We start from the raw sequence: 22,183 nt of genomic DNA, 5'->3' as shown, positions 1-22,183 counted from the left end.
TTGATGCGCCTTCCTGCCCTCAAAGAGGCAAGTTTGAGCGACCCCACAGCCTTGCCGCGCATTTCTGTGGCATTGCTGCATCGTGATGCCCCTACGGCAGGTGTCGCGGGGGATCCGCCGCCGTCCGCATCGGTCAAAATGTTAACAATGAGTAACTTTTGCGATTCCATTTTTTGTTTCCCATGGAGTGTCCCATGTCGGTTCTTCCCGGTGCCAAGGGCGCCTTGACCTGCCTCGGAACCCTGATGGTTCTGTCCGCGGGCGCCGCGTCGGCCAATGAGGCCGCGATCAACGCCTCGATCAGCGCGGGCCTGCGGTATTACACCAATGATGGCCTCTATGTGGGTCAGTCCTCCGCCGGGGCCGAAGCCTTCGCCGAGATCGGCGTCGATGGGTATTACGGCGCGGGCGAGGGGCGGTTGAACTTCGACCTTGAAGGGGTCATCGACAGCACCGGTACGCTGAACAGCTTCAACATCGCCGAGCTGAACTACACCCACAGCTTCGGCGCCTGGAGCGTGCTGGCCGGTTTCCACACCGAGAACTGGGGCGTGGCCGAAAGCCGCTCGGTGATGAACGTGATGAACCCGCTGAACGGCGCCGATCCGGTGGTCGAGGATGCGCTGCTCGGCACGCCGATGCTGAACATCAACTACCAAAGCGGCGTCGGCACCTTCAGCGTCTATGCCCTGCTGGGTTTCGTCGAGCCGATCTACCCCGACGGCCAGGACGGGCGTTTCCGCTCTTTCCTGCAATGGGACCCGGACCGGGCCTATTACGAAGAGGAGGACGACGCGCGCCACCTGGACATCGCGCTGCGCTACTCGGGGTATTTCTCGCTGGGCGCCGGTTCGCTGGACGTGCAGGCGACCTATTTCAACGGCACCAGCCGCGAGGCCCTGGCAATGCCGGGCTGCATCAATTCGCTGGGCCCGGTGACCGAGACGGTCTGCGATGCGATCAACGACGGCATCGCCGCCGCCGTGGCCAGCAGCGGCAATGCGGTTGATGACGTGGATGGCTTCTGGGATGCGATGGAGGCCAACATGACCGATGACCTGGCGCGCTTCATCTCGGGCGTGCCGCAGGTCGTGGGGCTGATCCCCTATTACCAGAAGCTGGAACAGGTGGGCCTGTCGGCGGTCTATGCGATCAACGACCTGCAACTGCGCTTCGAGGCCTCTTATCACGATGCGGGCCCCAGCGAGTACCTGTCGGCGGTGGTCGGGGGCGACTACACCTTCAACGGCTTCGCCGGGGGGCAGGGCGACCTGACCGTGGCGCTGGAATACCTCTATGACGACCGCGGCGCCCTGCAACCGGTGACCGTGTTCGAGGATGACGTCTTCCTGGGCATGAACTATCGCCTGAACAACACCAACGACACCGAGTTCAAGCTGGGCATCTTCCACGACACCAGCAGCGAGGCGCGCCTCTATACCCTGGGGGTCTCTTCGCGGCTGAGCGACGCCAGCAGCTTCGAGATCAACGCCAGCCATGTCACCACCACCGGCTGGAACGATCCGCTGGCCTTCATCAAGGACGACAGTTTCGTCGAGATGAAGATCACCAGCTATTTCTGATCCGCCCCGGCGGTCAGATCCCGATCATCGCAGCCCCCGGCCTGTCAGGCCGGGGGTTTTGCGTTGCGCGGCAGGGCCAGGGCGGGGCAGGGTGCTTGACAGGCAGGGGTGGCCTTGTATGAACGTAATATCATAACGCTGTCATGAAGGGCCGATATGGCTCTTCCTGACCAAGGGACAGGAGCGGATGGATGATCAGGGCAGGGGCGCAAAGCAGCGAGCAGGCGATCACGCTGCGCGATGTCGCCTTCACCTGGCCCGGGCGCGCGCCCTTCACCCTGCGGGTGCCGGCCTTCGATCTGGCCCGGGGCGAGCGGCTGTTCCTGCTGGGCGAAAGCGGGTCGGGCAAGTCGACGCTTTTGTCGCTGATTTGCGGGATCAACCTGGCCCATCAGGGCCGGGTCGAGGTGGGTGGCACCGATCTGTCCGCGCTTTCGGCCCCCGCGCGCGACCGGTTCCGGGCCGAGCATATCGGCGTCATCTTCCAGATGTTCAACCTGCTGCCCTATGCCACGCCCCTGGAGAACGTCCTGCTACCGCTCAGTTTTGCCCGTGCGCGGCGCCGCCAGCTGGCCGACCCGCGCGCCGAGGCGCTGCGCCTGACCACCGCCCTGGGCCTGGACGAGGCCCTGGTCACCCAGGCCCGCGCCGCCGAGCTGAGCATCGGCCAGCAACAGCGCGTCGCCGCCGCCCGGGCGCTGATCGGGGCGCCGTCGCTGATCATCGCGGATGAGCCGACCTCGGCGCTGGATGCGGCCCGGCAGGGGGCCTTTCTGGACCTCTTGATGACCCAGGCCGAGGCGGCGGGCGCCAGCCTGCTGATGGTCAGCCATGACGCGCGCCTGGCCGACCGCTTTGACCGGGTGCTGGACCTGGCGCAGATCGCCACCACCGAACGGGGGCGCAAGGCCGGGTAGGCCCGCCCCGGGCAGGGCCTCTGCGGTTCTGTCGTCGATATGTTATACTGTCATGAACTCATGCCAATAAGCCCCGAGAAGGAAAGCAGATGAAGAGATACGCAATCGCCGCCGTGGCCAGCCTGGCCGCCCCCCTTGCCGCCCCCGCCCTGGCCCAGGAGCACCGCGAGGCCGAGGCCCATGTGCATGGCGTCAGCCAGCTGCTGATCGCGCTGGAAGACGGCGTTCTGGAGCTGGACCTGACCTCTCCCGGGGCCGATATCACCGGCTTTGAACACGAACCCGAAAGCGCCGCAGACCGCGCCGCCGTGGGCGCGGCGGTGGCGGGCCTGGCCCAGGCCGAGGCGCTGTTCACCCTGCCCGAGGCAGCGGGCTGCTATCTGGTCGAGGCGATGTCGCATGTGCACGACGCGGCCTTCCACGCCGCCCAGGACGATCATGCCGACGATCACGACGACCATGATCACGACGACCACGACCATGACGCCGATCACGACCACGAGCATGAGCACGAAGAGGCCCATGACGATCATGACCACGATCACGGCGCCCATAGCGAATTCCACGCCAAATACACCTTCCGCTGCGCCCAGCCCGAGGCCCTGACCGAGATCGCCTTCCCCTTCTTCGGCGTCTATGCCAATGCCCAAGAGATCGAGGTACAATACGTGACCGACAGCGGCGCCGGTGCCGCCGAGGTGACCGCCGGGGCCGCCACCCTGGCCCTGGACTGAGCCGACCCTGCCCTGGCCCCGCCGCCCGCGGGGCCGGGCCGCCGCCTGAAAGGACGACCCGATGATGCTGCTGAAACTCGCCTGGCAATCGCTGCTTAGCCGGCGGGTGACCGTCGGGCTGACGATCTTCGCCGTCAGCCTGTCGGTAGCGCTGTTTCTGGGGGTCGAGAAGGTGCGCACCGGCGCCAAGGCCAGTTTCGCCGACACGATCTCGGATACCGATCTGATCGTGGGGGCGCGCTCTGGCGGGGTGCAGCTGTTGCTTTACTCGGTCTTCCGGGTGGGCAATGCGACGAATAACGTCACCTGGGAAAGCTATCAGGACATCGCGGCGCGGCCCGAGGTGGACTGGATCGTGCCCATCTCGCTGGGCGACAGCCACCGTGGGTTCCGTGTCATGGGCACCACCCAGGCGTATTTTGACCGTTACAAATATCGCGGCGGCCGCGACCTGACCCTGGCCGAGGGGCAGCGCTTCGACGATCTCTTCGATGCGGTGGTGGGGGCCGATGTGGCCGCCGAGCTGGGCTATGCGCCGGGCGACAGCATCGTGGTGGCCCATGGGCTGGCCTCGTTCAGCGAGCATGACGACAAGCCCTTCCGCGTCTCGGGCGTGCTGGCCAAGACCGGCACCCCGGTCGACCGCACCGTCTTTGTCAGCCTCGAGGCGATCGAGGCCATCCACGTGGACTGGACCAACGGCGCCCGGACGCCCGGTGCCGCCGTGGGTGCCGAGGCGGTGCGCGCCATGGACCTGACCCCGGAGGCGGTGACGGCGGCGATGATCGGCGTGAAGTCGCGGCTTCAGGTCTTCGGCCTGCAACGCTGGATCAACGAGTACCGCGAAGAGCCGCTCTTGGCGATCCTGCCCGGCGTCGCCTTGCAAGAGCTGTGGGATCTGATCGGCGTGGCGGAAACTGCGCTGGTCGGGGTCTCGGCCATGGTGGTGGCTACGGCCCTGCTGGGGATGGCCGCGATGATCTTTTCCGGCCTGGCCGAGCGGCGGCGCGAGATGGCGATCCTGCGGGCCATGGGCGCGCGCCCATGGACCATTCTGGCGCTGCTGATGACCGAGGCCCTGCTGATGGCGGCCATGGGGGTCCTGCTGGGGGCGGCGCTGCTTTATGCCGGGCTTTGGGGCGGGCGCGCCTGGGTCGACGCGGCCTTCGGGATCTACCTGCCCATCGGGGCACCCACGGGCCGCGAGCTGGGCGTTCTCGCCCTTGTGATCGCCGCGGCAGGGATGGTCAGCCTGGCCCCGGCCTGGCGCGCCTACCGCATGTCGCTGGCCGATGGTATGACCGTGCGTATCTGACGCCCGAGGACCTGACGAGAGGAACCGACCGATGCATCCGACCCGCCGAGATCTGCTGGCCGCCCTGGGCGCGCTGACCCTGCCCCTGCCGCTGGCCGCCCGCGAAGAGGTGGTGCAGCTGGAATGGTCCGACCTGGTGCCCCAGGGCGAGGGCGGCATGACCCTGGAGAAGCTGCGCCAGCTGGGCGTGGTCGAGCATGATCAGGGCGCCGACCTGTCCACCGGGTTCGAACAGGAAGAGGCGGCGGCGGTCACCACCCAGTACAACGGCCAGACCGTCCGCATTCCGGGCTTCGTCGTGCCGCTGGATTTCGACGCCACCGGCATCACCGCTTTCATCCTGGCCCCCTTCGTCGGCGCCTGCATCCACGTGCCGCCGCCGCCCGCCAACCAGCTGATCTTCGTCACCACCGAACGCCCCTATGAAAGCAAGGGCCTTTATGAGCCGGTCTATGTGACCGGCATGTTCGGCACGGCGGCCACCGGGACCCAGCTGGCCCAGATCGGCTATGCCCTGTCGGCGGACAAGATCGAGCCCTACAACTAGGCCCGGGGCCCCGCCCGGGGCTATTTCGCCGTGCCGCGCGGCGCCCGGCCGCCCAGATGCCGGGTCAGGGCCTGGGCGGCGGCGGCGACCTGGGCGCCGACGCTGTCGAGCCGCGCGCTGGTCAGCCGCGCCGCCAGCCCCGAGATCGAGATGGCGCAGGCGGGTTCGGCGCTTGGCGACCAGACCACGGCGGCAACGCAGCGCAACCCGGGCACATGTTCCTCGTCATCCACCGCATAGCCGCGCGCCCGGATCCGGGCCATGTCGGCCAGCACCGCCTCGGGGGTGGTCAGGCTGCGCGGGGTCATCGGCGGCAGGCCGACCCGGGCGGCCAGGGCCGTGATCTCGTCATCGGGCCAGGTGGCCAGCAGGGCCTTGCCCATGCCCGAGCAAAAGATCGGGGCCTGCCCGCCGGGGGGCGCGATGGCGCGCACGATCTCGCGGCTTTCCACCTGGCTGATGGTCACCAGCCGGTCCTTGTCGAGGATGCCCAGATTGGCGGTTTCCCGGGTCTGATCGCGCAGCCGCCGCAGATAGGGCAGGGCGGGGCCGGTGACATTGCGCCGCCTCTCATAGGCGGCGCCGACGGCAAAGGCGGCGCGCCCGACGCTCCAGCTGGCGGTATCGGGGTCGCATTGGGCAAATCCCTCTGCCTCCAGCGTGGTCAAAAGCCGGTGCGTGGTCGAGACCGCCAGCCCGGCCTGCCGGGCCAGGGCGCTGACGCCTAGGCCGTCGCCGGGCTGCTGGCTGAGCAGTTGCAGCAATTCCAGCGCGCGCCGCACCGATTTCACCCCGTCCGACCCTGTCGTGCCTGCCATCCTGCTGTCCCGTTCCTGCCCCGCCGGGCGCCGCCCAAGGCCCTGTCGCCGTCACGCCGCGCTGCGCGCAAAAGATGCATCCGCCCTGGGCTGGGGCCATTTCTGATAGCAAGAGGAGTAGGCAGTGCCAATCTCTTCGCCTAGAACGGGAAGGTGTCAGTCAGGGAATTGAGATGTCGCGCAGTTTCTTCCGCCCCGCAGGCAGGGTCCTTGCCTGGCCGATTTTGCTTGTTCTGCTGGTGCTTTGGCCGCTGGCGGGCCTGAGCCAGACCGCGCCACAATCGGCCCAGGGCGCAGCGCCCTTGACGGCGTCGGATCAGACCGGCCCGCAGCGGCTGACCCTGAAGGTGCCCTGGTCGACGATCCCGGGGATCTACGAGGTCGACGATGAGGGGCGCCTGACCGGATATTTCGCCGAACTGGCGCGGCTGGTCGCCGAAGAGGCCGATTTCGATATCGAGTTCGTCGCCTATGAGACCACGCCGGAATTGCTGTCGGCGCAGATGCTGGGGGAAACCGACATGCTGGCGGGGGCCTCGGCCGAGACCAGCCTGCGGCGCACCAACCTGCTGTCCAGCCCGGTGACCACCAGCTCCGTCTATCTGATCGTGCGCGCCGATGCGCCGGCCGATTGGATGGCCGCGACGATGACCGACAAGCGGATCGGCGTGGTGCGCAATACCGCGGGCAGCGACGCGCCGGGCCTGGCGGGGCGCAACGAGATCGTCGAATACGGCGGCGTGCAAGAGGTCATGGGCGCGCTTCTGATGGGGCAGCTCGACGCGGTGGTCGCGGTGCGCAAGGTGGTCTTCGACACCCTGCGCGAGGCGCGGCTGGATCACCGGGTGCGCACCGTCGGCCCGCCGCTGACCGAGCCCGAACACTATGTCGCCCTGCACAACAGCCGGGCCGACCTGATGCCACGGATCAATGCCGCCCTGGCGCGGCTGAAGGATCAGGGCACCCTGGACGAGCTGGGCCATGCCTGGGGTCTGGGGCTGACCGAGCCCGAGCCCGAGGTGCTGACCGTAGGCGTCACCCCCTTTCCGCCCTATCAGGTGATCACCGAAGACGGCAGGATGACCGGTTTCGGCGTCGAAAGCCTGCGCGACGTGGCCGAACGGGCGGGGCTGAAGCTGCGCCTGGTGCCGATCACCTCGGAGCAATGGGCCGAGGGGCCGGGCCCGGGGGGCTATGACATTCTGCCGCCGATCAGCATCAACCCCGACCGCGAACGGCGGATGGATTTCACCACGGCGCTTCAGCAATCCCCCTATTCCATCTTCATGCGGCCCGGCGCCGCCGCGGGCATCACGACCCTGGACGATCTGGTGGGTATGCGGGTTGGCGTCGGTGACCAGAACGTCGCCCGGGCCGAGGCCGAGGCCCACGGCGGGCTGGACCTGGTCCTTTACAGCGGCGCCAACAGCCTGGTGAACGGGCTGCTGGACGGCGAGGTGGACGCGATCCTTTACGCCACCATGACCGTGCGCCGCATGGCCGAGGCGGGTGGCTTTGAGCATCGCATCGCCGAGGTCACCCCGCCCTTCTTCGTGACCCAGCGGGCCATTGCCCTGCGCCCCGGCCTGGCTGTGGTGCGCGAACGGCTGAACGGGGTGATCCCGGGCTACCTCAGCTCCGAGGATTACCTGGCCCTGCGAGAGGACTGGCTGGGCGAGCCCGAGTTCTGGACCCCGCAGCGCCTGCGCCTGGCGCAGTTCGGGGTGGTGGTGGCCGCGCTGCTGGTGATCGCCGCCTTCCTGGCACAGAACGTGCTGGCGCGGCGCAATGCCGAGCGGCTGGCCGCCGAGACCAACCGCGTCAGCACCCGGCTGACGGCGATTCTGGATGCGGCGCAAAGCGGCGTGGTCGGGCTGACCCGCGCGGGCGAGGTGGCGGCGGTGAACCCCAGCGGGCGCGTGATGATGGGCGAGCTGGACCGGCCGACCCCCTTCACCTGGCCCGCGGCGCTGGTCTTTGTCGATCCCGACAAGATGGACCCGCTGGCCGCCGGGCGCAGCCCCGTGGCCCGCGCCATGGCGGGCGAGGTGCTGCGCGGCGAAACGGCGCTGCTGCGCCGCGATGACAGCGATGAACCGCGCTATGTGCGGGTCTCCAGCGCGCCGGTCACCGCCAGGGATGCGGGCGACGTGGCGACCGTGGTGATCCTGGACGACATCACCGAACAGGAACGCAACCGCCAGCAGATGGAACGCTCTGGCCGTCTGGATGCGCTTGGCCAGCTGACCGGCGGGGTGGCGCATGATTTCAACAACATCCTGGCCACCATCGAATATGCCGTGCAGCTGGTGAAATCCGAGGCCTCGCCGCGGATGATGCCCTTCCTCGACACCGCCCATGCCTCGGTCCGGCGCGGGGCCGAGCTGACCAAGCGGCTGCTGGCCTTTGCCAAGCGCCAGCCGGGGATGGAAAGCTCGGTCGATACCGCCCAGGTGCTGGCCGATTTCCGCGATCTGGCAGCGCCGACCATCGAGAAAAGCATCGACCTGGTGATCGCCGACAGCGAAGAGGACCTGCGGGTGTTCTGCGATATCGGCCAGCTGGAAAACGCCCTGCTGAACCTGGTGCTGAACAGCCGCGACGCCATCGTCGGCGCGGGCATCGGCGACCGGATCACCGTCAGCGTGCGCAGCCTGCCCGAGGTCGATGCCCGCTCGCGCCTCTATCAGGCGCCGGGCGAGGGCGACGCGGGGCAGAACCTGCGCTATGTCGAGTTTTCGGTCACCGATAACGGCCCCGGCATGACCGAAGAGGTGCGCCGCCGCGCCATCGACCCCTTCTTCACCACCAAGGGGCAGAACTCTGGCACCGGGCTGGGCCTGTCGATGGTCTATGGCTTCGTCGAGCAGTCCAAGGGCGAGATGCGGATCTATTCCGAAGAGGGCATGGGCACCACCGTCAGCCTGGCTCTGCCGCGCGGGGCCGAGGACAACCGGCGCGAGGCGCCGCGCAAGCGCGCCCCGGTGCCCAAGGGCAAGGGCCAGCGGATCCTGGTGGTCGAGGATGAGGAAAGCCTGCTGAGCATCGTCACCGAGGTGGTCCGGTCGCTGAACTACGAGGTGCTGCCGGCCAGTTCGGGCCGCGAGGCGCTGGCGCTGATCGACGCGGGCGAACCCTTCGATCTGCTGCTGACCGACGTGGTCATGCCGGGCGGGATCGGGGGCTTCCAGCTGGCCGCAGAGATGCGCAAGCGCCGCCCCGACGTGCCGGTGGTCTACATGACGGGCTATTCCGGCCTGCTGGAGACCGAGATGGGCGCGGTGGTGGCCCCGACCCTGCAAAAGCCCTGTCCGCCGGTCGAACTGGCCAAGACCCTGAAACGGGAACTGGGGGGCTAGGCCGGGACGCGTGTCCGGCCTTTGCCCGCCCGCAACATCCCTGCGCCGCAGGAAGAAACGGAGCTGCCATGCCGCTGACCGATGACGTGATCGCAGGCCTGATCGAGGCCGTGCGCCAGGCCGCGCGCGACCAGATCCTGCCGCGCTTTCGCAACCTCAGTCCCGACCAGATCGACACCAAGACCGGGCCCGAGGATCTGGTGACCGAGGCCGACCGCGCGGCCGAGGCGCAGCTGACCGAGGCGGCGGGACGCCTGCTGCCCGGCGCGCTGGTGGTGGGCGAAGAGGGGGTGGCGGCGGATCCCGGCATCCTGGATCGCTTCGCCACGGCGGATCTGGCGGTGGTGATCGACCCGGTGGATGGCACCTGGAACTTTGCCAGCGGGCTGGCCTGTTTCGGGGTGATCCTGGCGGTGGTCGAGCGGGGGCGGACGATCTTCGGCCTGCTCTACGATCCGGTGCTGGACGACTGGATCCTGGCCACGCCGAGCGGCGGCGCCTGGTTCTGTCGCCCGGGGCAGGCGCCGCAGCGCCTGTCGGGCCCGCCCGCGCGGCCCCGCGAGCGCTGGCAGGCCTTCGTGCCGCTGTCGCTTTACGCCTCCGAGCAGCGCGCGGCGATCTCGGCCCTGTCAGAGGGCTATGGCCGGGCCTTCAGCCTGCGCTGTTCCTGCCATGAATACCGGATGATGGCCTTTGGCCATGCGGATCTGATGGTGGCGCCGATGGCCAAGCCCTGGGATCACGCGGCGGGGGTGTTGATCGTGCAGGAATGCGGCGGCGCCGTCTGGACCGGCGGCCAGCCGGGCTATGACCCGGCCGCACCGCGCCTGCCGCTGGTGGTCACTGGCCGCGCCGAAGAGGCGGGCGAATGGGCCGCCTGGCAGGGGTTCACCCAGTAATGCCGGGTCTCTGACGGGCCGGGCGGCCTCGGTTCGGTGCCGTCCCTCCTCCGATCAGGCGACGCCTTCCAGCCGTTCGGTCAGGTAATGCGCCGTCATATGGGCGATGACCCGGTCGACCACGGCGGGGCGCACATGCACATTGTCCTCGCCAAACGCCGACAGGCCCAGCGAGGCCACCATCTCATAGCTGGGAAAGTAGTCGACCCGGTCGAAGCGATCCGCCGCCTCTTCGGCCACCACCCGCAGCACCGCCTTGGAACAGGCATTGCGCGTCACCGCGTCGCCCCCCGCGAAGGTGACCTGGAGCGGCACAGGCGAGACCGTCAGCAGCACCCGCTGCCCACCTTCGATGGCCAGCCGGTCCATCATCTCGAACAGCATGTCGCGGCAGGCGTCGGGGCCCAGGCGGTGAAAGGCGAAGCGCTCCGGCTCGGCCCGCAACAGCCGCCGCGTCGGCGCCTCGTTCAGGTAGAGCCCGCTCAGCCGGTCGAACCAGCTTTCGATCAGCCCCAGGGTGACGATCACCGTATCCGAGGCGGCCAGCCCCTCGGCATAGAGGCGGCGGATCTGGGCGCGGCGTTCCAGGGCGCGGGGTCGGGGCACCGGGCGCGATCCGGTGGCCAGAAGCCCGTCGAGCACCAGATCCCCGTCGCCCCCGTCGTCGTCGCTGCCCGCCGCCTCGTTGCCGACGGGGTAAAGGCCCGCCCCGGTCTCTTCGCCCTCGGCATCGCGCAGACATTGCAGCATGGTGGCGGGGCTGTACTGGTTCAACAGCCGGTTGGGACGGCCCGGCGCCTCGGCCTCGGGGGCGGAAAAGGCGGCGGTCGGCACCCTTAGCCCGGCGCGGGCCAGGGCCTCCTCGACATTGCGGGCAAAGCACGACCCGATGGTAAAGACCGCCTCGCCCGGCGTCAGGCGAAAGCCCGGGGTGATCTGCGGCAGCAGCATCCCTTCGGCACAGCGGGCATCGTCGCGCCCGGGAAAGCGGCGGGCGGGATTGCGCAGGGTCTGGTCCATGGCCAGCGGCCCGTCGATCTGGGTCAGGGTCTGATGGGCGGTGTCGGGCATTGGCGGCTCCTGTCGGCGGAATCGCCCGGCAGGATGCGGTTGCAGGGTTAACAAGCCTTCAATCGGTGCGCTGTTGCTGCCCCCGTCTGTGCAAACTGTGACCCCCGGGGCGCAAAGCGCGAATGCGGGGCAACCCGCCGTTGCCGTGGCCGATTCCTTGTGGCACAACCGGGTCCGAGAGGATTCTGAACGAAAGAGTCTAGTTATGACCGACTACGCCGCCCGCCGCACGATGATGGTCGATGCGCAGGTCCGCCCCTCCGACGTGACCAAATTCCCGATTATCGAGGCCATGCTCTCGGTTCCGCGCGAGCTGTTCGTGCCGACCGAGCGCAAGGAAGCCGCCTATCTGGGCGAGAACCTGCCCCTGGGCGGCAATCGGGTGATCCTGGAGCCGCGCACCTTCGCCAAGATGCTGGACGCGCTGGATATTCAGCCCGACGAGCTGGTTCTGGATCTGGGCGCCGCCCAGGGCTATTCCGCCGCCGTCGTCGCCCGCATGGCCGAGGCCGTGATCGCGGTCGAGGAAGACGCCGATCTGGCCGGTGATAGCCAGCAGATCCTCAGCGATCTGGGCGCCGACAACGTCATCCTGCACGAGGCCAAACTGGCCGAGGGCGCGCCGGAACACGGCCCCTATGACGTGATTCTGATCGAGGGCGCGGTCGAGCACCTGCCCGAGGCGATCCCGGCCCAGCTGAAGGAAGGCGGCCGCATCGCGGTGCTTTTCGCCGAGGGTCATCTGGGCGTCGTGCGCGTCGGCTACAAGATCGACGGCAAGATCAGCTGGCGCTTCGCCTTCAACGCGGGCGCCCCGGTGCTGCCCGGTTTCGAACGACATGCGGCCTTCACCCTGTGACCCCTCGGGTCGGTCAGGCGCCGCGTCTCAAATAAACTGAGCCGGACCAACCGGCGGAACGAGGAAGAACAGGATGATGGAACTGGTGAAGACGCCCGCGCGGCGCGGACTTCTGGCCGGGCTGCGACGCTCGGCCAAGGCGCTTCTGTCGGGGGCGGCCTGCGTCGCGGCGCTGAGCGCGCTGCCCGGCGCGGCCAGCTCGGAAACCCTGGGGCAGGCCCTGGCGGATGCCTATCGCACCTCCGGCCTGCTCGAGCAGAACCGCCTGGTGCTGAAGGCCGCCGACGAGGACGCCGCCCAGGCCGTAGCCGCGCTGCGCCCGGTGCTGGCCTGGACCGCCCAGGCGACCAATTCCTATGCAGAGGCCACGGGGATCACCTCGAACACCGCCTCGGCCGGCCTGTCGCTGAGCTATACCCTGTTCGATTTCGGTTCGACCCAGCTGTCCGTCGAGATGGCCAAGGAAACCGTGCTGATCACCCGCCAGCAGCTGCTGGCCTATGAACAGCAGGTCCTGCTGCGCGCGGTGACCGCCTATATGGAGGTGCGCCGTTCGTTGCAGACGCTGCAACTGCGCCGCGCCAACGTCCGCCTGCTGAGCGAAGAGCTGCGCGCCGCGCAGGACCGGTTCGAGGTGGGCGAGGTGACCCGCACCGACGTGGCCCAGGCCGAGGCCGCCCTGGCGGGCGCCCGTGCCGGTCTGACCGCCGCCCAGGGGGCGCTGATCCAGGCGCAGCTGGAGTATGAGGCCGCCGTGGGTCACAAGCCCGGCGACCTGGCCCCCGCCGCCCGTCTGGGCAAGGTGCCCGCGCAATCCTCCGAGGCGGTGAACATCGCCCTGCAAACCCATCCCAGCATGAATGCCGCCCGCCGCCAGGTCACCCTGGCCGAGCTGCGTTTGCAACAGGCGGATCTGGCGGTGATGCCCTCGATCGACCTGTCGGCCAGCGTGAACCTGCGCCGCGACCTGGACAGCTCGGTCAACGCGACCACCCGCACCGTGGGCATCGGCGCCTCGGGGCCGATCTACAGCGGCGGCGCCATCGCAGCCGCCCGCCGTCAGGCCGTCCTGAACCGCGATGCGCAGCTGGCCAACCTGCGCGTGGTCAGCACCGATATTACCCAGAACGTCGGCAATGCCTTCTCGGGCGTGCAGATCGCCCGCGCCGCCTCGGTCGCCGGTCAGGAACAGGTCCGCGCCGCCGAAGTGGCCTTTGAAGGGGTCCGCGAAGAGGCCAACCTGGGCTCGCGCACCACGCTGGACGTGCTGACCCAGGAACAGGACCTGCTGGATGCCCGCGTCAGCTATCTGTCGTCGCAGGTGGACGAGGTGAACTCGCGCTACCAGCTGCTGGCGACCATGGGGCTGCTGACCGCCGAGAATCTCGGCCTGAACGTCGAGATCTACGACCCGGCGGCCTATTACAACATGGTCAAGGATGCCCCGGCGGGCCTGTCGGCCCAGGGCCGGAAGCTGGATTCCGTCCTGCGCCGGATCGGCAAAGACTAAAACTCTGCCTTTCCATTGTGAAAAACCCTTGCCCGAGCTACACTTCGGGCTTGGGGACACTACGGTTAGAGCAGATGAACGACCCTGTCAGCAACGTGCAGATCGAGGATGTGCTGGCTTCCATTCGGAAGCTGGTTTCGGAAGAGGTGCGCGCCCAGACGCAGCCCGAAGAGGCCCCGCGCAAGGGGCTGTCGGCCTTCGGTCGCGCCCCGCGTGACGAGGGCGAGCCTGCGCCGCAGGCGGCCGAGAAACTGATCCTGGCGCCGCATCTGCGGGTCGAGGATCCCGCCCCCTCCGGGGCCGATGCCTCGCTTTTTGCCGACAGCGCTTTTGACGCCGATACGGCAGAGGAAGCCCCCTTCGAAGAGGTGTCGGACGAGGCGGCGCTGAGCGGCTTCGACGATGCGCCGGTGGCCTTCCGTGGCCCCGAAGAGCGCGCGGCCCCCGAGGCGGAGCCCTTCGATCTTTCCTCCCTGACGGAAGAGGGGCAGGACGAGGCCGGGTCCGCCGAGACCGAGCTGACCTTCGATGACGAGACCGAGGAGCCGGCGGCAGAGGCCGAAGAGGACGAGGGCGAGCTTGGCGCCGAGATCGACATCGCAGAGATGATCGCCTCGCTGGAAGCCAGCCATGCCTCCTCTACCGATTTTGCCGATTTCGGTGACGGCGCCGCCGAGGCCCTGGCCGCAGCCCAGAACCGGCCCGCCGCCGCACCGCCGACCCCCGAAGAAGAGGCCGCCGAGGATGCCCGCTTTGACGATCTGGATGCGGTCCTGAGCCATCTGGAATTCGACGCCGAGCCCACGCCGCGCGACCGCGCCGCCAGCCTGCGCGACGAGATCGAGGATGCCGAGGTGATCGAGGCAGGCCCCGAGGCCGGGCAGGGGTTCGAAGCCCTGTTCCGCCGCAACGAGATCCGTCCCGAGGACAGGCCCGAATCCGCCGTCGAGGCGCCACAGGCAGAGGCGCCCGCAGGCTATCGCTTTGCCGAGCCCGACCCGGAGGATCCGTCGCAGGACCTGGATTTCATGGACGGGGCAGAGGCCGCCGATCTGCCCGAGATGGCCTTCGACGCCATGCCCGAGCATGACAGCTCTCCCCTGACCGAAGGCGCCGCCGCGCAGGCCCCCTATGAGGCCGAGGACGAGGACAGCGCCAGCATTTCGGTGGACGAAGAGGTGCTGCGCGAACTGGTCTCCGAGATCCTGCGGCAAGAGCTTCAGGGCGCTTTGGGCGAACGGATCACCCGCAACGTGCGCAAGCTGGTCCGGCGCGAGATCCAGCGCGCCCTGCAAAGCCAGGATTACATCTGAGGCCACCCCCGTGCCGCGCCCTGATGACGCGGATCGCTTGACCGGCCCGGCGCTAGTCCCGGGGCGGGGGGATCTCTGCGGCGAGATCCAGCAGCCCATCCAGATCCAGATGCGCCTCCATGTGATCAGCCAACCGGTCCAGAACCGCATCCAACTCGGCCTCATATCGTAGCGCCGAGGCGGGCGCGCCAAGCTCGGCCAGCAGGGCGGCGCGAAAGCCGTCGGCGGCGAAAAGCCCGTGCAGATAGCTGCCGCGCACCTGGCCATTGGCCGAGATCGCGCCCTCGGGGCGGCCCGCGACCTCCAGCCAGGGGCGGGCGCGGTCGGGGCCGGTGGTTTCGCCCAGGTGGATCTCATAGCCTTCGATCGCCGCGCCGCTGGCCGGGTGCCGGCCCTGGCGCAGATGGGTCTGTTTCTCGGCGCGCAGCACCGTGTCCAGTTCCAGCAGGCCCAGCCCTGCCACGGTGCCTGGCGGCCCTTCCAGCCCCTCGGGGTCCGACAGGCTGTGCCCCAGCATCTGAAAGCCGCCACAGAGGCCGATCACATGGCCGCCGCGCCGCAGATGGGCGGCCAGGTCGATGTCCCAGCCCTCGGCGCGGAACTGGTCCAGATCGGCGCGGGTGTTCTTCGAGCCGGGCAGCAGCACCAGTTGCGCGTCGCCGGGCAGGGGGCGGCCCGGGGGCACCATTTCCAGGGTCACCGCGGGTTCGGCTGCCAAAGGATCCAGATCGTCGAAATTGGCGATGCGGGGCAGGCAGGGCACGGCGATCTTGACCGTGCCCGGCTGGCCGTGGGGCCGCGTGCGGTCGAGGTCCATCAGGTCTTCGGCGGGCAGGCGCCAGGCCTCGGCGAACCAGGGCAGCACCCCCAGGCCGGGCCAGCCGGTGCGGGTGGCAATCGCGGCGTAGCCGTCATCGAAGAGGCGCGGATCGCCCCGGAACTTGTTGATCAGGAAGCCGCGGATCATCGCGTGATCCCCAGGCTCCAGCACGGCGGCGGTGCCGATGATCTGGGCGATCACCCCGCCCCGGTCGATGTCGCCCGCCAGCACCACCGGCACCCCCGCCGCCCGGGCAAAGCCCATGTTGGCGATGTCGCGGGCGCGCAGGTTGATCTCGGCCGGGCTGCCCGCGCCTTCGACCAGCAGTAGATCGGCATCGCGCGCCAGGTGGTGGAAGCTGTCCAGCACATGATCCATCAGGCCTTCGCGCAGGGCGGGGTAGTCGGCGGCGGCGCTGCTGGTCAGGCGGCGGCCCTGAACGATGACCTGGGCGCCGGTCTCGCTTTCGGGTTTCAGCAGCACCGGGTTCATGTGCACCGAGGGCGCCCGCCCGCAGGCGCGCGCCTGAAGGGCCTGGGCGCGGCCGATCTCGCCGCCCTCGGGGGTGACGGCGGCATTGTTCGACATGTTCTGCGGCTTGAAGGGCGCCACCCGCAGGCCGCGCCGGGTCAGCGCCCGGCCCAGCCCCGCCACCAGTAGCGATTTCCCGACGTTCGAGCCGGTGCCCTGGATCATGATGGCGCGGGCCATGGGTCTCTCCTTGCCGAGGGGCGGGGGGCAGAAACGGAAAACGCGCCCCTTTCGGAGCGCGTCTTTCATGGCGGACCCGGGAGGGCCGGGGTCCGTCAGGTTCAGGCCGCTTCGGCCTGCTCCGCGGCATGGCGCCGCTCGCTTTCCTCGCGCGACAGGGCAACGGAGGTCCGCACCCCTTTGGAGACGAACTCCATCAGGCCGCCGACCACGCGTTCGTTCGGGTCGATCCCCGCGCAGGACAGCACTTCGCGACCATCGCGCGAGCGGGCCCAGCGGGCGATCTGTTCCGGGCCGTTGCCGTATTTCTTGTCGTCAGCGATGGCGTCATCGAGCGCCGCCAGTACAACAGCGGCAAAGAGTTTGCGTGCTCGGTTGCCCTGTTCGTTATTGAAGGCGGTGCCGTCAACGAAATCTTTCATGATCCGTCCTTGCTTATTGCTCTTGTGTTTCGGGCGTGCCGCCCCTTATGACGAAAATGAACCGATTCGGATAGCGCAATCACGCATCCCTGTGTTGCATTTTGTGCATGGCTCGCAGAGCCCGGACACACGCGCGGGACCCCGTTGGCGATGGCTTGTCACAGGGCCGGAGGCCATATATAGGCTGGCGCAGAAACGGATCAACTCGCAGGCTGTCCCGAATGCCCAAGATCAACGGTAACGAAATTCGTCCCGGCAACGTGCTGGAGCATAACGGCGGCCTTTGGGCGGCGGTCAAGGTCGACCACGTCAAGCCCGGCAAGGGCGGCGCCTTTGCCCAGGTCGAGATGAAGAACCTGCGCAACGGCTCCAAGCTGAACGAACGCTTCCGCAGCGCCGACAAGGTCGAGCGCGTGCGCCTGGAGCAGAAGGACATGCAATTCCTGTTCGAAAGCGACGGGATGCTGAACTTCATGGATACCGAAACCTTCGATCAGGTTGAGGTTCCGGCGGATCTTCTGGGCGATCGCCGCCCCTTCCTGCAAGACGGGATGACCATCGTGGTGGAATTCTACGAATCCGAGGCGCTGAACGCCACGGTGCCGCAGAAGGTGACCTGCAAGATCGTCGAGACCGAGCCGGTGGTGAAGGGTCAGACCGCGGCGAACTCGTTCAAGCCCGCGATCCTGGACAATGGCGTCAAGGTCATGGTGCCTCCCTTCGTCGGCCAGGACGAGGACATCATCGTCAACACCGAGACCATGGAATATTCCGAACGCGCCTGAGGGTGCGGGCGCGGGGGTTATCCTGCCGCGCAAGGCAAGACAAAGGGGCCGCGTCCATGGCGACGCGGCCCTTTCTTGTTTCCAGGGGCGTGCTTGGCGCTTGTGGCACGGCGGCTGATCTCAATGCATATGATGCAATTGCATGACTGATCCGGGGCGGCTGCGCTGCGCGGGATCGGTGAATTTTCCGCGATTTTCGGCCCTAGGTGGGCATTTTGGGGGCTGCCCTTGCCCGATCTGCGGCGGGTGACCGGGCTTTGCGGGTTTCTGCTCGGGCCGATTGCATAAATTTGCGGCGGAAATCTGTTGCGTGGCGGCCACGGCGCGGTGCGGCGGATTGGCCCGGTCCCGGTGCCGCGCAGCGGGGTCAGATCTGGTCGAGCAAGCCATCCACTAGGCCGCGATAGCCATCCCCGAAAAGGCGCAGATGCACCAGGGCGGGCCACAGCTGATACAGGGGTCGGCGGGCCTGCCACCCCTCGGGCAGGGGGCCGTAGGCCTCGGCAAAGCCTGCGCCGGGCTGGCCGAAGAGGTGCAACATGGCCAGGTCGACCTCGGGGTCGCCATAGGCGCAGGCGGGGTCGATCAGATGCACGCCGCCATCCGGCCCCCACAGCAGGTTCCCCGCCCAGAGATCGCCATGCAGCAGTGCCGGGCGCGGCGCGGCGGGCAGCAACTCGGGCAGGCGGGCGGCCAGGGCCTCGATGCGGCGGGCCAGACCGATGGGCAGGGTTTCCAGCCCCTGCAACAGCCGCGCCTCGGCCCAGAAGCGTGGCCAGTCGGGGGCGGTGCCCTGTGCAGAGGGACCGGGATCCGGGACCGGGGGGCGTCCGGCCGCCGCCGGGATTGCCACCGGCCCGAAGGCGTAGTCCTCGACCCAGCCATAGGCGGTGCCCGGGGGCGCGGGGGCGTCATGTAGGGCGCGCAGCACCCGGCCCAGCCGGTCCCAGGCGCCGGGGCCGGGGCGGGTTTCGGGCAGGTGTTCCAGGATCAGCATAAGTGGCCGCGACAGCAGCACCCGGGGCGCGGGCGCGCCCACGCGGGCCAGGGCGCGCAGCATGTCGGCCTCGACCGGCGCATGGCTGCCCAGCTTGGCCACCATCTGGCGGCCATCGGCCAGGGTCAGCTGGCGCACCTCGTTCAGATCCCCGCCCTGCAACTGCCGGGTTGCCGTCACCGGCTGACCCAGCAGGTCAGAGAGCAGGGAGGCGAAATCCATCATGCCGGGCGGGCGGGGGTGTCCTCACCCTCGTCGGTCAGGGCCTCGACCCGGGCCTCGCCCGCGCTCAGCGGCCCTGTGGCCCGGTCAAAGCGCAGATGCGCGATGCCCTGGCCGCCCGCCTGGGTATAGAGGGTGCCGGCGGCCTTGCCTTCGGCAGTCAGCAGCTCGCTGCCCGGAGGCGCGCTGCCCTCGACCGTGACGCGGGCCAGGCCCTTGCGCAGCTCGGTCTTGTGCTTCATCCGCGCCGTCACCTCCTGGCCGACGAAACAGCCCTTGCGGAAATCGACCCCGTGCAGCCGTTCGAACCCGGCCTCCAGGATGAAGGTGTCGGGGGTCAGCTCGATCCCGGTCTCGGGGATGCAATGGGCCACGCGGATGGCGTCGAAATCGCTGCCGTCATCGCCGCCCTCGGCGCCGTAAAGGCGCCAGCCAAGGGCCGGGTGGCGCGGGTCGGGCACCGCGCCCTCGGGCGCTTCGCCGGTACCACGGAAGACCTTCAGGTCGGTCTCGGCGATCTCGACATCGGCGCGCAGCTTGTAAAGGCGCAGCTTTTGCAGCAGCGCGGGCGTCAGGGGGGCGGCCACGTCCAGCAGCAGGGCCTCGCCCTCGGGCACCAGCAGGAAATCGGCCTGATACTTGCCCTGGGGCGTCAGCAGGGCGGCATAGACCGGCCCCTGATCCAGCCGGGCCAGGTCATTGGTCACCAGGTTTTGCAGGAAATCGCGTGTGTCGGCGCCGGTCAGGCGCAGCACGCGGCGGTCTTGTGCGGTCATCGGGGACTCCCGGTTTGCGGTTGGCCCCCTTATAGCGGTCTGGGCAACGGGCCGACAGGGGGTGACATGCGCGCAGCCATTTCAGTGATCGTGACCACACGGAACGCGGCAGGGGATCTGCCCGAACTGGTGCCGCTGATCTTCGAGGCGGTGCAGGAGGGGATCCTACGCGAGTTGATCTTTGCCGATGCGGGCTCGACCGACGACACCGCCCGGATCGCCGAGGCGATCGGGGCCGAGGTGGTGGCGGGGGGCCGCGCCGAGGCGGCAGAGGCGGCGCAGGGCGACTGGCTGCTGTTCCTCGATCAGACCGACCGGCCCGAGACCGGCTGGACCCGGGCGGCAGGGGCGCATCTGGAGGGGGCAGGCGGCGCGCCGGGCGTCTTCCGCCAGGGGCGGCTCGCCGATCTCTGGGCGCGACTGCGCGGGGCGGGGCCCGATCGGGCGGTGCTGATCCGCGCCGCCCACGCCCGCGCGGGTCACAGCGGCCCGGCGCGGGTCTGGGCGGCGGCGAACCGCCCCGTCAGGCGCCGAACAGCCTGAGGAAGGCGCGGCGGAACAGCCCGGCTTCTTCCGCCTCGGCGGCACGGCCCCGGGCGCGGTTGCGGTCGCGTTCCTTTTCCAGCGCCATGCGGTCGGCGGTGCGGCCATCGGTGCGGAATTGCAGGTCGTGCAGATGGGCATAGATGCCGCCGCGCGCCATCAGCTCTTCATGGGTGCCCTGGTCGGTGGCCTGGCCGCGATCCATCACCACGATCTGATCGGCGTTGCGCACGGTCGACAGGCGGTGCGCAATGACCAGGGTCGTGCGCCCCTCGGCCAACCGGTCCAGCGCCGCTTGCACCACCGCCTCGGATTTCGCGTCCAGCGCCGAGGTCGCCTCGTCCAGGAGCAGAATGGGCGTGTCGCGCAGCAGGGCGCGGGCAATGGCCACCCGCTGCCGCTGGCCGCCCGACAGGGAGGACCCGCGCGGGCCCACGGGGGTGTCGATGCCCTGGGGCAGCTTGTCGGCGAAATCGCTGACATGGGCGGCGGCCAGCACCTCGGCCAGGCGTGCGTCGCTGACATCTGTTCGGCCCAGCAGGATGTTCTCGCGCAGGGTCTCATCGAAGAGGGCCGCGTCCTGGGACACCACCGAGAAGAGGCTGCGCAGATCGCCCAGGGACATGGCCGAAACCGGCACGCCGCCGATCTCGATCGCGCCCGCGGTCGGGTCCACCAGCCGGGTCAGCAGGTTGAAGACGGTCGATTTGCCCGCCCCCGAGGCGCCGACCAGCGCCGTGGTCTCGCCCGGGCGGGCGGTGAAGCTGAGGCCGCGCAAGACCGGCGTGTCGCCATAGGACAGGCGCACATCGGCCAGGGTCACGCCGGGCATTCCGGCGGGGGGCGCGACGGGGGCCGGGGGCGAGACCAGGGTGGGCTTGGTTTCCATCAGCTCCTTGATCCGCTCCAGCGCGGCGGCGGCCACCTGCCAGGTGCCCGAGACAGAGCCCAGGCGGCGCAGCGGTTCGAAGGCAAAGCCGATGGCGGTGAAGAAGGACATGAACTGCCCCACGGTCTTGTCGCCCGCGATGATCTCGGCGCCGCCGAAGATCAGCACCCCCAGGAAGCCGACACCGGCCATGATGTCGATCATGCCGGGAATGGCGGCGGTGCCCAGGGTCGAGCGGATCTCGGCGCGCACCAGCTCGTCGGTCAGTTGGGCATATTGGCGCGACTGGTACTCTTCCAGGCGGTTCAGCTTTACCGGGACCATGCCGTGAAAGATCTCGTCCAGGCGGGTGGCCAGCCGGGCGCCCAGGTCGCGCGCCTCGCGCGAGCGGGCGCGCACGAAGCGCTGGATGATCATCGAGGGCGCCACCAGGATGGGCGCGCCGATCAGCGCCACCAGGGTCCATTTCCAGTCGACCGAGACGGCCACGCCCATCAGGATCACCAGGGCGATCAGGTCGCGGCCCGCGCCGGTCAGGATGGCCGACCATACGCCGTTCACCGCCGCCACATCCGCCTGCACCCGCTGGATCAGGAAGCCCGGCGGATGGGTCTGGTGGAAACTGCCGTCCTGGCGCATCAGATTGGCCAGAAGATCCTTGCGCAGGTCGGCGGCGTTCAGCTGTGCCACCCGCGCCAGCAGCGCCTTCTGTCCGACCGAGGCCAGGGCGCGGACGATGAAGATCGACAGGATCGCCGCCCCCACCCAGCCAAGCGCCCCGGTCTGGCCCTCGATGAAGACGGTGTCGAACATCGGCTTCATCATCCAGCTGAGTGCGCCCAGCATCGAGCCTTCCAGCGACATCAGCAGGAAGGCGGCGATCAGGACGAGGCTGTGCTTGCGCAGGTAGTTGGCCCAGAGCCAGCGGCCGAGGATGCGGCCGGGCACATGGGCCTCTTTCGCGGCGGCCCCTTTCGGGGCGAGTTTGGAGGCGGGCTTGGCGCCGGTCCCGGGGCCAGGCGCCTCGGCCCTGGCAGACGTCTTCGCAGGGGCCTCTGCGGATTGGGCGGCAGGGGTCGCTGCCGCCTTCTCC

Annotated in this window: 19 protein-coding genes; 12 read left to right on the top strand and 7 right to left on the bottom strand. The window is 68.9% G+C overall.

Translation table 11 applies throughout. From position 1 onward, the window contains the following. Positions 1-194: 194 nt before the first annotated feature. From ACRARE_RS00885 to ACRARE_RS00865, 5 genes are all read left to right on the top strand, one after another. The gene (locus ACRARE_RS00885; RefSeq protein WP_432654520.1) at positions 195-1,583 is read left to right on the top strand and encodes a hypothetical protein; all 1,389 of its coding nucleotides are present in this window, start codon (positions 195-197) and stop codon (positions 1,581-1,583) included. Between the two features lie 191 nt (positions 1,584-1,774). Beyond that, positions 1,775-2,500 (top strand): ABC transporter ATP-binding protein, encoded by a 726-nt coding sequence (locus ACRARE_RS00880; protein ID WP_432654519.1) that lies wholly within the window; start codon positions 1,775-1,777, stop codon positions 2,498-2,500. An 89-nt stretch (positions 2,501-2,589) separates the two neighbouring features. Beyond that, the gene (gene zrgA, locus ACRARE_RS00875; RefSeq protein WP_432654518.1) at positions 2,590-3,234 is read left to right on the top strand and encodes a zinc uptake protein ZrgA; all 645 of its coding nucleotides are present in this window, start codon (positions 2,590-2,592) and stop codon (positions 3,232-3,234) included. Positions 3,235-3,298: 64 nt separating this feature from the next. Then, positions 3,299-4,549, top strand: a complete 1,251-nt coding sequence (locus ACRARE_RS00870) for an ABC transporter permease (protein WP_432655043.1) — start codon at positions 3,299-3,301, stop codon at positions 4,547-4,549. A gap of 31 nt (positions 4,550-4,580) precedes the next feature. Further along, a complete protein-coding gene (locus ACRARE_RS00865) occupies positions 4,581-5,096 on the top strand; it encodes a DUF3299 domain-containing protein (RefSeq protein ID WP_432654517.1) in 516 nt (171 codons plus the stop codon). Positions 5,097-5,116: 20 nt separating this feature from the next. Here the strand turns inward: ACRARE_RS00865 and ACRARE_RS00860 are convergent, their stop codons facing one another. After that, on the bottom strand, positions 5,117-5,914 hold the full coding sequence (locus ACRARE_RS00860; protein WP_432654516.1) for an IclR family transcriptional regulator: 798 nt from the start codon (positions 5,912-5,914) through the stop codon (positions 5,117-5,119). A 173-nt stretch (positions 5,915-6,087) separates the two neighbouring features. Between ACRARE_RS00860 and ACRARE_RS00855 the strand changes: the two genes are divergently transcribed. Together ACRARE_RS00855 and ACRARE_RS00850 are read left to right on the top strand one after the other, a co-directional pair. Then, a complete protein-coding gene (locus ACRARE_RS00855; protein WP_432654515.1) occupies positions 6,088-9,273 on the top strand; it encodes a transporter substrate-binding domain-containing protein in 3,186 nt (1,061 codons plus the stop codon). Between the two features lie 68 nt (positions 9,274-9,341). Then, the gene (locus tag ACRARE_RS00850; protein WP_432654514.1) at positions 9,342-10,172 is read left to right on the top strand and encodes an inositol monophosphatase family protein; all 831 of its coding nucleotides are present in this window, start codon (positions 9,342-9,344) and stop codon (positions 10,170-10,172) included. 54 nt (positions 10,173-10,226) lie between these two features. Here ACRARE_RS00850 and ACRARE_RS00845 read toward each other — a convergent pair whose 3' ends face one another. After that, on the bottom strand, positions 10,227-11,243 hold the full coding sequence (locus ACRARE_RS00845) for a GSCFA domain-containing protein (RefSeq protein WP_432654513.1): 1,017 nt from the start codon (positions 11,241-11,243) through the stop codon (positions 10,227-10,229). Positions 11,244-11,448: 205 nt separating this feature from the next. Here ACRARE_RS00845 and ACRARE_RS00840 point away from each other — a divergent pair, with 205 nt between their 5' ends. From ACRARE_RS00840 to ACRARE_RS00830, 3 genes are all read left to right on the top strand, one after another. Beyond that, entirely contained in the window at positions 11,449-12,102 is a 654-nt protein-coding gene (locus ACRARE_RS00840) for a protein-L-isoaspartate O-methyltransferase family protein (RefSeq protein ID WP_432654512.1), read from the top strand. A gap of 76 nt (positions 12,103-12,178) precedes the next feature. Further along, positions 12,179-13,612 (top strand): TolC family outer membrane protein, encoded by a 1,434-nt coding sequence (locus tag ACRARE_RS00835; protein WP_432654511.1) that lies wholly within the window; start codon positions 12,179-12,181, stop codon positions 13,610-13,612. Positions 13,613-13,686: 74 nt separating this feature from the next. Then, the gene (locus ACRARE_RS00830) at positions 13,687-14,925 is read left to right on the top strand and encodes a hypothetical protein (RefSeq protein WP_432654510.1); all 1,239 of its coding nucleotides are present in this window, start codon (positions 13,687-13,689) and stop codon (positions 14,923-14,925) included. 52 nt (positions 14,926-14,977) lie between these two features. Here ACRARE_RS00830 and ACRARE_RS00825 read toward each other — a convergent pair whose 3' ends face one another. Both ACRARE_RS00825 and ACRARE_RS00820 read right to left on the bottom strand, forming a co-directional pair. Beyond that, positions 14,978-16,456 (bottom strand): cobyric acid synthase, encoded by a 1,479-nt coding sequence (locus tag ACRARE_RS00825; protein ID WP_432654509.1) that lies wholly within the window; start codon positions 16,454-16,456, stop codon positions 14,978-14,980. A 101-nt stretch (positions 16,457-16,557) separates the two neighbouring features. Continuing rightward, positions 16,558-16,878 carry a DUF6280 family protein gene (locus ACRARE_RS00820; protein WP_097145801.1) on the bottom strand — a complete coding sequence of 107 codons (321 nt, stop codon included), beginning with the start codon at positions 16,876-16,878 and terminating at the stop codon, positions 16,558-16,560. Positions 16,879-17,099: 221 nt separating this feature from the next. Between ACRARE_RS00820 and efp the strand changes: the two genes are divergently transcribed. Next, positions 17,100-17,663 carry an elongation factor P gene (gene efp / locus ACRARE_RS00815; protein WP_432654508.1) on the top strand — a complete coding sequence of 188 codons (564 nt, stop codon included), beginning with the start codon at positions 17,100-17,102 and terminating at the stop codon, positions 17,661-17,663. 367 nt (positions 17,664-18,030) lie between these two features. Here efp and ACRARE_RS00810 read toward each other — a convergent pair whose 3' ends face one another. Together ACRARE_RS00810 and ygfZ are read right to left on the bottom strand one after the other, a co-directional pair. Continuing rightward, on the bottom strand, positions 18,031-18,882 hold the full coding sequence (locus ACRARE_RS00810) for a fructosamine kinase family protein (protein WP_432654507.1): 852 nt from the start codon (positions 18,880-18,882) through the stop codon (positions 18,031-18,033). Next, positions 18,882-19,658 carry a CAF17-like 4Fe-4S cluster assembly/insertion protein YgfZ gene (gene ygfZ / locus ACRARE_RS00805; protein WP_432654506.1) on the bottom strand — a complete coding sequence of 259 codons (777 nt, stop codon included), beginning with the start codon at positions 19,656-19,658 and terminating at the stop codon, positions 18,882-18,884. The genes ACRARE_RS00810 and ygfZ overlap by 1 nt, the downstream gene beginning before the upstream one ends. A 66-nt stretch (positions 19,659-19,724) precedes the next feature. On the opposite strand from ygfZ, the gene ACRARE_RS00800 reads away from it, so the two are divergent. After that, complete coding sequence (locus tag ACRARE_RS00800) at positions 19,725-20,201, top strand: glycosyltransferase (RefSeq protein ID WP_432654505.1); 477 nt, start codon at positions 19,725-19,727, stop codon at positions 20,199-20,201. Here the strand turns inward: ACRARE_RS00800 and ACRARE_RS00795 are convergent. Further along, positions 20,182-22,038 carry an ABC transporter ATP-binding protein gene (locus ACRARE_RS00795; RefSeq protein ID WP_432654504.1) on the bottom strand — a complete coding sequence of 619 codons (1,857 nt, stop codon included), beginning with the start codon at positions 22,036-22,038 and terminating at the stop codon, positions 20,182-20,184. The two genes, ACRARE_RS00800 and ACRARE_RS00795, sit on opposite strands and share 20 nt — an antisense overlap. Positions 22,039-22,183: the final 145 nt, after the last annotated feature.

It is taken from the genome of Pseudooceanicola aquaeponti (assembly GCF_050897975.1).
In the GTDB taxonomy this organism is placed as follows: domain Bacteria; phylum Pseudomonadota; class Alphaproteobacteria; order Rhodobacterales; family Rhodobacteraceae; genus Pseudooceanicola.
Note: the sequence above shows the minus strand (reverse complement) of the source record. Positions and strands in the feature narration are given on the sequence as shown.

Bases quoted from the DNA above. Each gene is read 5' to 3' on its own strand.
- ACRARE_RS00850 (WP_432654514.1), top strand. From the start codon at position 9,342: ATGCCGCTGACCGATGACGTGATCGCAGGCCTGATCGAGGCCGTGCGC.
- ACRARE_RS00800 (WP_432654505.1), top strand. From the start codon at position 19,725: ATGCGCGCAGCCATTTCAGTGATCGTGACCACACGGAACGCGGCAGGG.
- ACRARE_RS00820 (WP_097145801.1), bottom strand. From the start codon at position 16,878: ATGAAAGATTTCGTTGACGGCACCGCCTTCAATAACGAACAGGGCAAC.
- ACRARE_RS00845 (WP_432654513.1), bottom strand. From the start codon at position 11,243: ATGCCCGACACCGCCCATCAGACCCTGACCCAGATCGACGGGCCGCTG.
- ACRARE_RS00865 (WP_432654517.1), top strand. From the start codon at position 4,581: ATGCATCCGACCCGCCGAGATCTGCTGGCCGCCCTGGGCGCGCTGACC.
- ACRARE_RS00855 (WP_432654515.1), top strand. From the start codon at position 6,088: ATGTCGCGCAGTTTCTTCCGCCCCGCAGGCAGGGTCCTTGCCTGGCCG.
- ACRARE_RS00830 (WP_432654510.1), top strand. From the start codon at position 13,687: ATGAACGACCCTGTCAGCAACGTGCAGATCGAGGATGTGCTGGCTTCC.
- ACRARE_RS00870 (WP_432655043.1), top strand. From the start codon at position 3,299: ATGCTGCTGAAACTCGCCTGGCAATCGCTGCTTAGCCGGCGGGTGACC.
- ACRARE_RS00885 (WP_432654520.1), top strand. From the start codon at position 195: ATGTCGGTTCTTCCCGGTGCCAAGGGCGCCTTGACCTGCCTCGGAACC.
- ACRARE_RS00835 (WP_432654511.1), top strand. From the start codon at position 12,179: ATGGAACTGGTGAAGACGCCCGCGCGGCGCGGACTTCTGGCCGGGCTG.
- ACRARE_RS00825 (WP_432654509.1), bottom strand. From the start codon at position 16,456: ATGGCCCGCGCCATCATGATCCAGGGCACCGGCTCGAACGTCGGGAAA.
- ACRARE_RS00880 (WP_432654519.1), top strand. From the start codon at position 1,775: ATGATCAGGGCAGGGGCGCAAAGCAGCGAGCAGGCGATCACGCTGCGC.
- ACRARE_RS00810 (WP_432654507.1), bottom strand. From the start codon at position 18,882: ATGGATTTCGCCTCCCTGCTCTCTGACCTGCTGGGTCAGCCGGTGACG.
- zrgA (WP_432654518.1), top strand. From the start codon at position 2,590: ATGAAGAGATACGCAATCGCCGCCGTGGCCAGCCTGGCCGCCCCCCTT.
- ACRARE_RS00860 (WP_432654516.1), bottom strand. From the start codon at position 5,914: ATGGCAGGCACGACAGGGTCGGACGGGGTGAAATCGGTGCGGCGCGCG.
- ygfZ (WP_432654506.1), bottom strand. From the start codon at position 19,658: ATGACCGCACAAGACCGCCGCGTGCTGCGCCTGACCGGCGCCGACACA.
- ACRARE_RS00840 (WP_432654512.1), top strand. From the start codon at position 11,449: ATGACCGACTACGCCGCCCGCCGCACGATGATGGTCGATGCGCAGGTC.
- efp (WP_432654508.1), top strand. From the start codon at position 17,100: ATGCCCAAGATCAACGGTAACGAAATTCGTCCCGGCAACGTGCTGGAG.